The 10,879-nt window shown below is 46.5% G+C and carries 17 protein-coding genes and 2 pseudogenes; 11 read left to right on the top strand and 8 right to left on the bottom strand.

What is annotated here, in order from left to right; genetic code table 11:
• Positions 1-151 (bottom strand): annotated as a pseudogene (locus tag ACLFWI_RS18700) (transposase); the annotation flags it as partial.
• Positions 152-215: 64 nt separating this feature from the next.
• On the opposite strand from ACLFWI_RS18700, the gene ACLFWI_RS18695 reads away from it, so the two are divergent.
• Both ACLFWI_RS18695 and ACLFWI_RS18690 read left to right on the top strand, forming a co-directional pair.
• Complete coding sequence (locus tag ACLFWI_RS18695) at positions 216-1,286, top strand: RNA-guided endonuclease InsQ/TnpB family protein (RefSeq protein ID WP_446407758.1); 1,071 nt, start codon at positions 216-218, stop codon at positions 1,284-1,286.
• A 60-nt stretch (positions 1,287-1,346) separates the two neighbouring features.
• Positions 1,347-1,568 carry a hypothetical protein gene (locus ACLFWI_RS18690; protein WP_006098710.1) on the top strand — a complete coding sequence of 74 codons (222 nt, stop codon included), beginning with the start codon at positions 1,347-1,349 and terminating at the stop codon, positions 1,566-1,568.
• A gap of 171 nt (positions 1,569-1,739) precedes the next feature.
• On the opposite strand, the gene nblB is transcribed toward ACLFWI_RS18690, so the two are convergent.
• The gene (gene nblB / locus ACLFWI_RS18685) at positions 1,740-2,396 is read right to left on the bottom strand and encodes a phycobilisome degradation protein NblB (protein ID WP_446414159.1); all 657 of its coding nucleotides are present in this window, start codon (positions 2,394-2,396) and stop codon (positions 1,740-1,742) included.
• Positions 2,397-2,452: 56 nt separating this feature from the next.
• Entirely contained in the window at positions 2,453-2,923 is a 471-nt protein-coding gene (locus ACLFWI_RS18680) for a CBS domain-containing protein (protein ID WP_446407776.1), read from the bottom strand.
• Between the two features lie 176 nt (positions 2,924-3,099).
• Between ACLFWI_RS18680 and ACLFWI_RS18675 the strand changes: the two genes are divergently transcribed.
• Positions 3,100-3,474, top strand: coding sequence for a VOC family protein (locus ACLFWI_RS18675; protein ID WP_446407759.1), 375 nt, complete (start codon positions 3,100-3,102; stop codon positions 3,472-3,474).
• On the opposite strand, the gene ACLFWI_RS18670 is transcribed toward ACLFWI_RS18675, so the two are convergent.
• Together ACLFWI_RS18670 and ACLFWI_RS18665 are read right to left on the bottom strand one after the other, a co-directional pair.
• Positions 3,471-3,779 carry a hypothetical protein gene (locus tag ACLFWI_RS18670; protein WP_446407760.1) on the bottom strand — a complete coding sequence of 103 codons (309 nt, stop codon included), beginning with the start codon at positions 3,777-3,779 and terminating at the stop codon, positions 3,471-3,473. The genes ACLFWI_RS18675 and ACLFWI_RS18670 overlap by 4 nt on opposite strands.
• Positions 3,780-3,835: 56 nt before the next feature.
• On the bottom strand, positions 3,836-4,522 hold the full coding sequence (locus ACLFWI_RS18665; RefSeq protein WP_446414158.1) for a phosphoribosyltransferase: 687 nt from the start codon (positions 4,520-4,522) through the stop codon (positions 3,836-3,838).
• Positions 4,523-4,712: 190 nt separating this feature from the next.
• Between ACLFWI_RS18665 and ACLFWI_RS18660 the strand changes: the two genes are divergently transcribed.
• The 5 genes from ACLFWI_RS18660 to gloA all read left to right on the top strand — a co-directional run bounded on the left by ACLFWI_RS18660 (position 4,713) and on the right by gloA (position 6,494).
• Entirely contained in the window at positions 4,713-4,919 is a 207-nt protein-coding gene (locus ACLFWI_RS18660; RefSeq protein ID WP_446407762.1) for a type I restriction-modification system subunit M N-terminal domain-containing protein, read from the top strand.
• 112 nt (positions 4,920-5,031) lie between these two features.
• A complete protein-coding gene (locus tag ACLFWI_RS18655) occupies positions 5,032-5,346 on the top strand; it encodes a hypothetical protein (RefSeq protein ID WP_446407763.1) in 315 nt (104 codons plus the stop codon).
• On the top strand, positions 5,343-5,801 hold the full coding sequence (locus ACLFWI_RS18650) for a type II toxin-antitoxin system VapC family toxin (protein WP_446407764.1): 459 nt from the start codon (positions 5,343-5,345) through the stop codon (positions 5,799-5,801). Before ACLFWI_RS18655 ends, ACLFWI_RS18650 begins: the two co-directional genes overlap by 4 nt.
• A gap of 53 nt (positions 5,802-5,854) precedes the next feature.
• A complete protein-coding gene (locus ACLFWI_RS18645; protein ID WP_446407765.1) occupies positions 5,855-6,013 on the top strand; it encodes a hypothetical protein in 159 nt (52 codons plus the stop codon).
• Between the two features lie 49 nt (positions 6,014-6,062).
• Complete coding sequence (gene gloA, locus ACLFWI_RS18640) at positions 6,063-6,494, top strand: lactoylglutathione lyase (protein ID WP_446414157.1); 432 nt, start codon at positions 6,063-6,065, stop codon at positions 6,492-6,494.
• Here the strand turns inward: gloA and ACLFWI_RS18635 are convergent.
• Both ACLFWI_RS18635 and ACLFWI_RS18630 read right to left on the bottom strand, forming a co-directional pair.
• Positions 6,484-6,690: a hypothetical protein gene (locus ACLFWI_RS18635; protein ID WP_446414156.1), complete on the bottom strand. Its 207-nt coding sequence runs from the start codon at positions 6,688-6,690 to the stop codon at positions 6,484-6,486. The two genes, gloA and ACLFWI_RS18635, sit on opposite strands and share 11 nt — an antisense overlap.
• A gap of 54 nt (positions 6,691-6,744) precedes the next feature.
• Positions 6,745-7,914, bottom strand: a complete 1,170-nt coding sequence (locus ACLFWI_RS18630) for an NAD(P)/FAD-dependent oxidoreductase (protein WP_446414155.1) — start codon at positions 7,912-7,914, stop codon at positions 6,745-6,747.
• A gap of 249 nt (positions 7,915-8,163) precedes the next feature.
• Between ACLFWI_RS18630 and ACLFWI_RS18625 the strand changes: the two genes are divergently transcribed.
• The 3 genes from ACLFWI_RS18625 to ACLFWI_RS18615 all read left to right on the top strand — a co-directional run bounded on the left by ACLFWI_RS18625 (position 8,164) and on the right by ACLFWI_RS18615 (position 10,680).
• Positions 8,164-9,345 (top strand): M20 family metallopeptidase, encoded by a 1,182-nt coding sequence (locus ACLFWI_RS18625; protein WP_446414154.1) that lies wholly within the window; start codon positions 8,164-8,166, stop codon positions 9,343-9,345.
• A gap of 216 nt (positions 9,346-9,561) precedes the next feature.
• The gene (locus tag ACLFWI_RS18620; protein ID WP_446414153.1) at positions 9,562-10,200 is read left to right on the top strand and encodes a TenA family transcriptional regulator; all 639 of its coding nucleotides are present in this window, start codon (positions 9,562-9,564) and stop codon (positions 10,198-10,200) included.
• A gap of 60 nt (positions 10,201-10,260) precedes the next feature.
• Entirely contained in the window at positions 10,261-10,680 is a 420-nt protein-coding gene (locus ACLFWI_RS18615; RefSeq protein WP_446414152.1) for a peptidylprolyl isomerase, read from the top strand.
• A 14-nt stretch (positions 10,681-10,694) separates the two neighbouring features.
• Here the strand turns inward: ACLFWI_RS18615 and ACLFWI_RS18610 are convergent.
• Positions 10,695-10,879: pseudogene (locus ACLFWI_RS18610) on the bottom strand (alpha/beta hydrolase family protein); the annotation flags it as partial.

The raw sequence follows: 10,879 nt of genomic DNA, 5'->3' as shown, positions 1-10,879 counted from the left end.
TAGCAATAAAGTAAGATTCATTCCATAGCACTGATTTCCTATAGACTTTAGCTAGATCCGGAAATTCTAACCTCAAGCGACGACTATTTATAGACTTGATGTTGCCAATGAATTTAGGTAGCTCTAGCTGTGGATAATATTGAAACAAAATCATTTCTCATTTAATCAACGTAGCTAATATGTGCTACGCTGATTTGAACAGACTAAACAAAGCGATGATTACCTCCTATCAATACCGTCTTAAGCCTACATACGAACAGCGACGTCGTCTGACTCGTTGGCTCGATATGTTGCGCTACCAGTACAACTGGCTATTGGCGGAAAGATTCGACTGGTGGGAAATGAACCGTAGTCCAATCAACGCTTGCTTTCTAACTTGCAGTATTGCTCAACCAAAAGAACAGCCAGAATACTACGGGCAAAAACGTTCTTTGGTACAGCTAAAGCAAGAACGTCCTTGGTATAAAGACATCCATGGTCATGTACTTCAGGATGTAGTGAAGCGGGTCGATTTAGCCTTCAAACGATTTATAGAAGGCGATAGCAAGGGAAAGCGTAGTGGCAAGCCTCGATTCAAGGGGAATAATCGTTATCGAACGATGGCTTTCCCTTCTATTAAGTCTGAGTGCATACAAGGGAATCGAATTGTTCTCCCAAAGATGGGAGCCATTAAGTTCATCCAACACCGACCAACACCGGATGGTTTTGTGGTTAAACGAGCGCTAATTACCAAAAAAGCTGATGGCTGGTATGTCACCTTAACTCTCTCAGACAAGTCTGTTCCTGATACTCCGACAAGAGACATTCAGCCAACAGAAGAGAATAGTATTGGTGTGGATGCAGGGCTGGACTATTTTGCTGCTTGTTCTGACGGGACTTTAGTTGAACCTCCAAAGTTTTATCGCCAAGCTGAAGACAAGCTCGCCAAACTTCAAGTCAAAAGGGAATTAAGAGCAAAAGGAACCAGAGCGAGGCGTAAACTGAATCAGCGTCTAGCTAGACTCCATCAACGTATTGCCAGACAGCGTAGGCAATGGCATTACGAGTTAGCCGGAGAACTACTAGACAAGGCTGATGTGGTTTTTGTCGAAGACCTCAAAATCTCCAATATGAATCCTAAATCTCTGTCTGATCGGTGGCATGAATGCCCTCATTGCGGTGCTTCTATGCCACGAGATCTGTGTTCAGGTATTTTAATCAAAAAAGTGGGGTTGGGCATCGCCTCACTCAAAAACGCGAAGTCTCGGAAACGGGATGGAGAAGCCCGCGCTCTATCCGTAGGATGAGCGTCGGGAGTATGTCACTACAATTGATGTGATCATTGAAAGTCAACCCAACAAACAGCCATGAATGCGACTGAACAAGCTCCTCTAGACGAACAAACCTTGAGCCGATGCTGTTTGGCACCACTATTTGCTGACATCATGTGTAAGGGTCAGATCAGTTTGTCTGACTGGCGTGAATTGATGACAGCGCCTTGGGACAATTCTTTCACAAGTAATGATGAAGCTATCTTAATGCGGCTGATCTATGGGGTGCATCGTGGACTCGTGAAAGTTGTCGATTGAACCTAAAATGAATGGCACACTCCTCGTATTCTGGTGGGCAATGCCCACCCTACGGTATATCAAGGGTTTTGGTGTTCCCTTAAGTATGACAAATGACAAATAATAAATGACGTAGCTTGCTTCTTTTCGGACAGCGAGTTCTCCACCTTTAACTTTAATTGTGTCCATCTATCATAAATTGCGTTTGGCTTCCTGAGCCACTTGCTCAACCGAGTCATTGGCTAACGCTTCTAGGGCGGCTCGAGCCTCTGAAGTATCGAAGGGCTTGAGCGCCTGGGCGACTCGGTAACGCACTTGCCAGTCAGAGTCGGTGGCAAAGGGAACTAATAATGGCACAGCACGGGGATCACCCAGTTCTCCTAATGAACTAATCGCGGCGGTTTGAATTAAGCTGGTTTCGGAGGAGAGTGCTTCTTCTAAGAGGGGAAAAGCACGCGGATCAGCGAGTTCGCCTAATGCCGCAACAATACTAAACTGTAATAACCATTCCGATGATTGGTGATATAACTGTTGCATCTCCTCAAACGCCTCCGTCATCTTCAGGGCACCCAAAGCGTCAGCAGCGGCGGCTTGGACATCGGGTTCTGAGTCGTTCAAGAGGCGATCGCGCAACAGGGTGAAGGTGAGTGATAAATCCTGATCCCCAAGGGTATCAAGCTGGCTAACGGCGGCGTACCGAACTCGAGCATTGGCGTCAGTCAAAATAGGCTGGATTAATTCATAAGCTACCGATGGTTCTAGTTGGCGTAGTAGATTTACCCCACTCAGGCGGTTGCCAAAGTCCTCGGAACTCAGCAACTGTTGAACAGACTCACGAGAAACAGTCATTTGTAACGTATTAAGTAATCGGACTTTCATTAAAGTTGACGGTGGAGATTGGGGAACTATGACTCGTCCAGTTCAGCAATCATTGCCCGCACAATATCTCCGGCTGTGAGGACACCAATCACTTTTCCTTGGTTGTCAGTCACCGCTAGACGGCGCAGGGATTTGTCCTGCATCAGTTTCGCGGCTTTGCGTAAGGGTTGATCAGGCTTGACAACAACAGGTTCGTGGGTCATAACTTCGCCAACGGTTTGCCCGAGAGCCTTGTGTAGTTCTTCTTCGTACCGGGCTGGGTTTTCTAGATAAATCACACTGTCTAGAAATACGATGTAAACTGGGGGTTCGACTCCTGTCTGTTGCCACAACAAATCTGTTTCTGAAATAATGCCCACCAATTTGCCGGCATCATTAACCACCAGCAAACCACTGATACGTCGTTCGGCAAGAATTTTCATCGCCTCTTTGATGGGCGTTTGGGGGGTAACCGCGATCGGGTCACGGCTCATTACTTCGGCAACGGTTTTGGGCATACTCAGACTTGGTGTTTTTTCGGAATTACTCATCCTATTGTAGGGGTTTCGGGAATGGCGGGGATCAATTTCTCTTGAATAGGGAACTCTTAACAGGAAATAGACAACAGGACAAGGGATTGAGGATTTTTACAATTCTTAACTCCGCCCGACAGAATTTCTATTCAGGGATAGGGATGAAATTTCACTTGCATACGGCTTGGGTTACTATTGCGGCTACGAATATCGAGCCACTGGTTGAATTTTATAGTCAATTACTCGCTGAATCTCCCCATTGCCATAGCCCCAACACCTATGCTGAGTTCCAGCTACCTGGATTGCGACTCGGATTATTTAAGCCCAGGGATAATCATCGACAGGAATTTGAGCAGTCTGAGCAGAGTGGGTTGAGTTTGTGTTTAGACGTTGATGACTTAGACGCCGCGATCGCACAGTTGAGCAACATGGGCTATCCACCACCGGGCGAAATCATCGTCGCGTCCCACGGGCGGGAAATCTACGCTTATGACCCCAATGGCAATCGTTTAATTTTACACCAGCCGTCGCCTTAAGTGATCGCCACGTCATAAGCAACATTGGCAAATGCATAAATGCTATAGAGAAGCAAGACAGTAATCGCGACAACCATAACCATACGTGGACGCGGTGACGGGACAAATGCTTCCCTAACCCACATGGATGCAGCTGCACCAATCGCGAAGCTAGAACTGAGAACAAGGTATTGCCAGTCCGGTTGAAAGACCCAATTTAACCCCAAAGCCAGGGTTAACAATATCATTAAATGTTCGATCGACTCCGGTGGATTTTGCTGCGTGGAAAGCACCAAGGTGCGCCAACAGAATTGTAAATGTCTCATGAAAAAACTCATCAGCGAGAACTATTAGTTAAGATAATTCAGGGCAACTAACTTGGCTACTGTTGGTGGGGAAGATGATTGTACTCTTGTAAATAAGCCAGCGCCTCATCCGTGTTGACCTGCGGAAATTCCCCGTAGAAACGGCTGACACTGAGAAAGTCATCCGGTGTTTCCAGGATAACTAAGCGATCGCAAAAACAACCGAGCCTCTTGATCAATCCGGCTGGGGCGACGGGTGTACAAATCCAGATCTGGTCAGGATGATGCTCCCTCAACGCTTGATTCGCCGCGATTATGGTCATACCCGTAGCAATTCCATCATCCACCAAAAGGGCTAACATTCCTTGGGGGTTAACCTGAGGACAACCTGGGGCAAATTCAGCAAGCTGAGCTTGAGCTTTATCTTGAGCATGACGCAGGGCGGTTTCTCGCAGATTCGCCTTCAGTCGCCTCCATAGCCGTTGTTGCGCCCACAACACTTGTCCGTCTGAGGTGACAGCACCAATGGCTAATTCTGGATTTTGGGGGGTGGTAATTTTTTTAGCCACCACGATATCCAGAGGACAATTTAATCGACGAGCAACAGGTACGGCGACAGGAATACCGCCACGGGGGAGTGCATACACCACGGGTGATACCGTTTTACCTGTAGTTGTTTCCAATTCAGCAATCTGGGTGAGCAGAGCTTGAGCGAGTTCCTCACCAGCATGAGTGCGATCGCTAAATAGCGGAGCCGATGACATAGGTTCCTCCAGCATTTAACTGCCCTAATCATGCCTGATTTTGGTCAGGGTTTCAGGGTAATCAAGCATGATTCTTAACATAAGGTCATACGTTACAACTTACCCTTGGCTCTATGGATAAGAGAGTCGCTAACTTATCCACCTGCGGTACTAACTTTATAATAGGAGTCCTACTTGTCATTCTCTCTCCATGATTCAAGGAAAACTTTTCGAGTTCACCGTCAGCCTCAGTGAATTAGAAGCCCATCTCTGGGAAGCGGCTAATATTCTCCGGGGAAGTCCGGTAGATCGCTCAGACTGGAAAAGTTATATCCTACCGTTATTGTTTTTCAAGTACCTTTGTGATACCTGGGATGAAGAACGCGATCGTATATTTTTTAGCAATCGTAAAAAATAATGAAGCTAGTGCTTATGATTTAGCCGTAAAATTAGGGGTGGTGGGTGCTGTGAAGGATTTACCCCCTGACCTTAGTTTTAACAAGGATTACTTTAAGAATTTTGGAGTGATTATGAGTACACAATTAAAAGATCTTTTCAATCAAATTGACAGTTTAAATAAGCAAGAACGGCTTGAGGTTTTACATTATTTAGAACAGCGTGTTCAGGAAGATGATACGGTTGACGAAGGTCAAGCGATTGATGCAGATTATGAACATTTGCTGCAATATATTGCTGAAACCAAGAATACAGAATGTAGACGACCTTTACAAGAGTTTCGCGGGATTGCACCCAATTTATTAGCAGGTCAAGATGCTCAAGAATGGGTTAGTCAGATGCGGAGTGAATCAGACGAACGTGAGCAGGTGTGGAGGAAGTCAGAGTGACCTTAGATGAGGCGTTGCAAGGAGTCAAGATCATTTTCCTTGATACGGCTCCGGTGGTTTATTATGTAGAGAATCATCCCCTTTTTGCTGATGGGGTAGAAGGGGTTATCAAGAAATTAGATAGCGGAGAGTTACAAGGAATTATTTCTCCGGTAACGTTGGCAGAATGTTTGGTCTATCCTTTGAAGAATCAAGATAAAAAGTTGCAACAAGAGTTTGTGGATTTTCTTATGCGTCGTCAGTCAATCCAAATGATAGAGATTGATACGGGAATTGGTCTTTTATCTGCAAGGTTACGAGCCAAATATAATTTGAAACTGCTGGATGCGTTGCAGGTGGCAACAGCAATTAGAAGCGGGTGTGAGGCGTTGTTAACCAATGATGACCAATTCCGACGGGTTTCTGAGTTAAAGGTGTTGATGGTTGAGGATTTTGTGGAAGGGGATGTTTCCTAATGGCTGAGGAGAAGAAGTTAAAATCTGGGTGAAAATGGGTTAAGTTTGGTGATGTGGTTCGCCTGAGTAAAGAAAGAAGCAAAGACCCTGAAACAGACGGTATTGATCATTATATTGGACTTGAACATATTGACCCCGATGATCTAAAGATTAGCCGTCGGGGATTGGTTTCTGAGGAATTTACCTGTTGCACCGCCTCACCGCCTCGATAGAATGAAAAGCAAAGAAACATGAATAAACGTAAGGAGTCTGTAATCAGCTATGCGAATGCTACATACCATGCTGCGCGTCGGTGACTTAGATGAGTCACTCAAATTCTACTGTGACGTGCTAGGCATGAAGTTACTGCGGAAAAAGGACTATCCCGGTGGGAAATTCACCTTAGCGTTTGTTGGCTATGGCGATGAGTCTGACCATACTGTGTTAGAACTGACCTACAACTGGGGTGTTGACCAATATGATTTGGGTGATGCCTATGGTCACATTGCGATTGGTGTGGATGATATTTACGGAACCTGTGAGCAAATCAAGGAGCGGGGTGGTAAAGTCGTGCGGGAACCTGGTCCAATGAAACATGGTTCCACCGTCATCGCTTTTGTCCAAGACCCGACTGGTTATAAGATTGAGTTAATACAATTGGGGACTCAAGGCTCAGCCAAACCTCAAGAAAAAGCTACAGCGGCTAGTCATTAAATAACTTTAGCATCTGGGGAAGAGGGGGACGTTTTAATTGTGTAGGGGCGGGTTTATGGGCTTTCATTTCGCGATTTAATGATAACCTGACATCAAACCCGCCCTGCCCGAGTGTGTAGGGGCAGATTTGACTACTATCGTTTCTTCCCTCACAAGAGATGTGACTCGCACCCGCCCCGACGTAGAGACGTAGCATGCTACGTCTCTACATCCCCCCCTTCCCCATTCCCTGTTCCCTGTTCCCTGTTCCCTACAAATTCTGTGAAATTTGAGCGATAATTTGATCCTCTTTCCCCATAACCCATTGGGCAAAGCGTTGGGCTAAGGGTGGTACATATACCAGAGGATTCGTAAATCCAGAGAAAATATAGACACCCTCTACCCCCTCAATTGCTCCCACCACAGGTAGATTATTACCACCAAACGCCACTAAACAGTGATGCCAAGTTCCCGGTAGTTTGGCTAAAGCAGGGAGGACATTCCCCACCTGAGTACGAATCCCAGACTCACTCGCGGCTGAGTTTATGGCGGCGAAGGGTTGAGTCAGAACACGACTAATTTGACCCATCCGTAAACTGCCATCTAGAAACTGAATCGCCCCAGCATCTAAAATCGGTGGCATCGGTTCGTAACCCGGTTGATCCCACAAGGGTTCTACCTCCGCCCTGCTAGCTTGCGCTTCAAGTGGAAAGCGTTGTGTATAGGCAGGCATGACTAATGTTCGCAGTTTCAGGTCAATCGGTGGTGTTTCAATCATTTCCGCATGGGTGAAGTAGACGCGCACCTGAATTCCTACTGCTTTAAGCAAGGCGCGGCTGAATCCTCCGGCACAAACCACTATATTGGCAGCATGATAGGTTTGATTATCCGAGGTTTTCACCCCCTGAACCCTATCCCCCTGGCGCAGGAGTTCCACCACTTGAGCAATCTGCTGTTCACCCCCAGCGCGACAGAAGGCTTGGCGATAGGCTTGGGTGAGGTGTTCCGGATGAATATGACCATGACGAACCGTAAGAACGCCCGCGATCGCATTAGGATTGAGTAGGGGTTCTAACTCACAAGCCTCCTCGACTGAGAGTAATTTGGGTGGAATGGCACAATCAGCATAAGCCGCTGCCATTGTTTCTGGGTTTTGGTCAGCAGAAATAGTCAGGACTAAATCCAATTCCCGGAACTGGGTATCATGGTCTAATTCCGCTGATAAATGCCTGTGCCGTTCAATTCCCTCAGCGCATAGCACTCTCGTCAGGTCGGATTTCCCTGACCAATAGGCTAAACCGCCATAACTGTACCGAGTCGCCCCTTGAATGGCTGTGTCTGAATCGACCAACAGAACCCTTAACCCTACCTGGGCAAGTTCATAAGCGAGTGCCGCCCCGGTAATACCCCCACCAACAACAATCCAATCGTAGGTCTTCATTATTTTTTGCTCATTCTCCACATCTCCCATTGTGATTGGGATTAACGCCTTGGTTAAGGTAATCAGGATTTATGCACAGTCTCCATCTGTAGGTGGGCATTGCCCACCCTACCACTACCACTCCCATTGTGATTGGGATTAATGTCTTAAGTTAAGGTAATGTCTAACGACCGATAGCTGCATTATTTTTCAGATGTTTGGATGATGGAATAGAACAGCTTGTATAGTAAGACCTCTTGAATTGAATTTATGCTTAGCCGAATCAAAGACCTAGCCCAAGAACTCGCACCGCGTCTGATTGAAATTCGCCGCCATATCCATGGTCATCCCGAATTGAGTGGTCAGGAATACCAAACGGCGGCTTATGTCGCGGGTGTGCTGTCGTCCTGTGGCATTGTTGTCCAAGAAGGGATTGCCAAAACCGGCGTGATTGGTGAGTTAGTCGGGGGGACTGATGAACGCTTGGTGGCGATTCGCACGGATATGGATGCGTTACCGATTACCGAAACCACCGCTCTGGAATTTGCTTCCCGGAAGATGGGGATAATGCACGCCTGTGGTCATGATGTTCACACCACTGTTGGTTTAGGTACGGCGATGGTGTTGTCTGGATTGGGCGAACAATTACCGGGAAATGTGCGCTTCTTGTTTCAACCGGCTGAGGAAATTGCCCAAGGTGCGAACTGGATGGTGCAGGATGGGGCGATGAATGATGTTAGTGCCATTTTTGGGGTTCATGTGTTCCCGTCGATTCCAGGGGGTTCTATTGGTGTACGTTATGGCGCACTGACGGCGGCGGCGGATGACTTGGAAATCTTTATTACCGGGGAATCGGGTCATGGTGCCCGTCCCCATGAAGCCGTGGATGCGATTTGGATTGCGGCTCAGGTGATTACTACCTTACAGCAAGCGATTAGCCGCACTCAGAATCCTTTACGTCCGATAGTCTTGACAATTGGACAGATTAATGGTGGACGCGCCCCGAATGTGATCGCCGATCAAGTCCATTTAGCCGGAACCGTGCGATCGCTCCACCCCGAAACTCACGCGAATCTGCCAGAATGGATTGAGTCAATTGTGGCAAGTATCTGCCAGATGTATGGCGCTCGCTATGAGGTAAATTATCGCCGGGGTGTGCCTTCGGTGCAAAATGACTTGGCTTTAACTCAAATCTTAGAAGCATCTGCCAAGGAAGCTTGGGGAAATGATCGAGTGCAAATTTTACCCGAATCCTCTATGGGAGCCGAGGATTTTTCCATGTATCTAGAACATGCTCCCGGTACGATGTTCCGCCTTGGCGTCGGGTTTAAGGATAAATCCAATTATCCCTTACATCACCCCCAATTTGAAGTGAATGAATCGGCGATTATTACAGGTGTGGTAACGCTGGCTTATTCTGTCTACCGATATTGGCAACAGTCTGTTTTGTAGATAAGGGAGTTTTAAATTTTGACCCTTCACTTCGCATAAGGCATGGTTTGTAGGGGCGGGTTTTACTACTATCGTTTATTAGTAACCCAGATGCGACTAAACCCGCCCCATCCCAGTGGAAGAATTTATCGGTTGTAGGGGCGGGTTTGACTATTACCGTTTATTGTTGATCCAGATGCGACTAAACCCGCCCCAACTAAGTGGGAGAATAAGGTTATGAGTTTAACTTGTCAACAGCTACTGCAAAAACACAATCATGTCTGGCATAAAGCCACCATACATCCGTTTCTAGAACAGTGTAAATTAGGCACAATTAAACCTGAACAATTTAACACTTGGCTAGTGCAAGATTATTTATTTGTGCTAGAATTTACCCGCCTGATTGGACGAGTCTTAGCCGCCGCCCCTACTGCCCATTTTGATACTCTCCTGAGTGGGGCAAGTGCGATCAAAGATGAACTGGCTTGGTTTCGAGAAAAAGCGATGGCGCGATCGCTAAATCTAAATACCCAGAAACAACCCGCCTGTAATCAATACTGTCACTTCATGCAAACGCTTTGGGATATGCCTTATCCCGTCCAAGCCACTGCATTTTGGGCGATTGAATTGGCATATAATCAAGGCTGGCAATTGCCAGGTCAGATGAGTAAGTCCTACAATGAATTTGCACAACGCTGGGGAAATCCTGGATTTACTGAGTATGTCACTTTGTTGGAAAAACAAGCGAATCAGGTATTGCCAGAGGCGTCAGAATCCATTCAACAGCAAGCCGAGTCTGCCTTTTTGCAGGTTGCTCAATTAGAAGCAGAGTTTTGGCAAATGGCGTTTAATGCTAGAACAGATCCTGCCGAATGATATAAATCATTTCCCAGTTTCACTGACCCATAACCACAGATCACACGCAAGGAAAAAACTATGACCCGCGCCATTATGGAAACGGAAAAAGGTACAATTCATCTGGACTTATTCGAGAAAGATGCTCCGAATACGGTGAAAAATTTTGTCGATCTCAGTGAAAAAGGATTCTATGATGGACTAACATTTCATCGCGTTATTCCCAATTTTATGATTCAAGGCGGCTGCCCTCTGGGAACTGGCAGGGGTGGTCCTGGCTATACGATTAACTGTGAAATTAACCCCAATAAGCATTTAGCTGGGTCATTATCTATGGCACATGCAGGTCGCAATACGGGTGGAAGTCAATTTTTTATTTGCCACTCGCCGCAACCCCATTTAGATGGCGTCCATACTGTTTTTGGTAAAACCGAAGATATGGATGTGGTTAATGCGATTCAGAAAGGGGATAAGATTCTTTCGGTGAAGATTGAAGAGTAATTTTGTCGGCTCATTCAATTAGAGGGCAACGCCGATTCAGAAAGGGGATTGATCGGGTGAATCACGATAACATTTTCATCCTGATCATCCCCACTATTGTACAGATAGTCAAAAGCGGCAGTATCATTAAGTAGATGCGATCGCAAAAACAAGGCACTCCAACGAGCGATAGTTTCTGTGGCTACATCCTGGTCTAATA

This window comes from Coleofasciculus sp. (genome assembly GCF_046539235.1).
GTDB lineage: Bacteria > Cyanobacteriota > Cyanobacteriia > Cyanobacteriales > Coleofasciculaceae > Coleofasciculus.
Note: the sequence above shows the minus strand (reverse complement) of the source record. Positions and strands in the feature narration are given on the sequence as shown.

Excerpts from the sequence above, each read along its gene's own strand:
- ACLFWI_RS18695 (WP_446407758.1), top strand. The coding sequence starts at position 216 with ATGATTACCTCCTATCAATACCGTCTTAAGCCTACATACGAACAGCGA.
- ACLFWI_RS18690 (WP_006098710.1), top strand. The coding sequence starts at position 1,347 with ATGAATGCGACTGAACAAGCTCCTCTAGACGAACAAACCTTGAGCCGA.
- nblB (WP_446414159.1), bottom strand. The coding sequence starts at position 2,396 with ATGACTGTTTCTCGTGAGTCTGTTCAACAGTTGCTGAGTTCCGAGGAC.
- ACLFWI_RS18680 (WP_446407776.1), bottom strand. The coding sequence starts at position 2,923 with ATGCCCAAAACCGTTGCCGAAGTAATGAGCCGTGACCCGATCGCGGTT.
- ACLFWI_RS18675 (WP_446407759.1), top strand. The coding sequence starts at position 3,100 with ATGAAATTTCACTTGCATACGGCTTGGGTTACTATTGCGGCTACGAAT.
- ACLFWI_RS18670 (WP_446407760.1), bottom strand. The coding sequence starts at position 3,779 with ATGAGACATTTACAATTCTGTTGGCGCACCTTGGTGCTTTCCACGCAG.
- ACLFWI_RS18665 (WP_446414158.1), bottom strand. The coding sequence starts at position 4,522 with ATGTCATCGGCTCCGCTATTTAGCGATCGCACTCATGCTGGTGAGGAA.
- ACLFWI_RS18660 (WP_446407762.1), top strand. The coding sequence starts at position 4,713 with ATGATTCAAGGAAAACTTTTCGAGTTCACCGTCAGCCTCAGTGAATTA.
- ACLFWI_RS18655 (WP_446407763.1), top strand. The coding sequence starts at position 5,032 with ATGAGTACACAATTAAAAGATCTTTTCAATCAAATTGACAGTTTAAAT.
- gloA (WP_446414157.1), top strand. The coding sequence starts at position 6,063 with ATGCGAATGCTACATACCATGCTGCGCGTCGGTGACTTAGATGAGTCA.
- ACLFWI_RS18635 (WP_446414156.1), bottom strand. The coding sequence starts at position 6,690 with ATGCTACGTCTCTACGTCGGGGCGGGTGCGAGTCACATCTCTTGTGAG.
- ACLFWI_RS18630 (WP_446414155.1), bottom strand. The coding sequence starts at position 7,914 with ATGAAGACCTACGATTGGATTGTTGTTGGTGGGGGTATTACCGGGGCG.
- ACLFWI_RS18625 (WP_446414154.1), top strand. The coding sequence starts at position 8,164 with ATGCTTAGCCGAATCAAAGACCTAGCCCAAGAACTCGCACCGCGTCTG.
- ACLFWI_RS18620 (WP_446414153.1), top strand. The coding sequence starts at position 9,562 with ATGAGTTTAACTTGTCAACAGCTACTGCAAAAACACAATCATGTCTGG.
- ACLFWI_RS18615 (WP_446414152.1), top strand. The coding sequence starts at position 10,261 with ATGACCCGCGCCATTATGGAAACGGAAAAAGGTACAATTCATCTGGAC.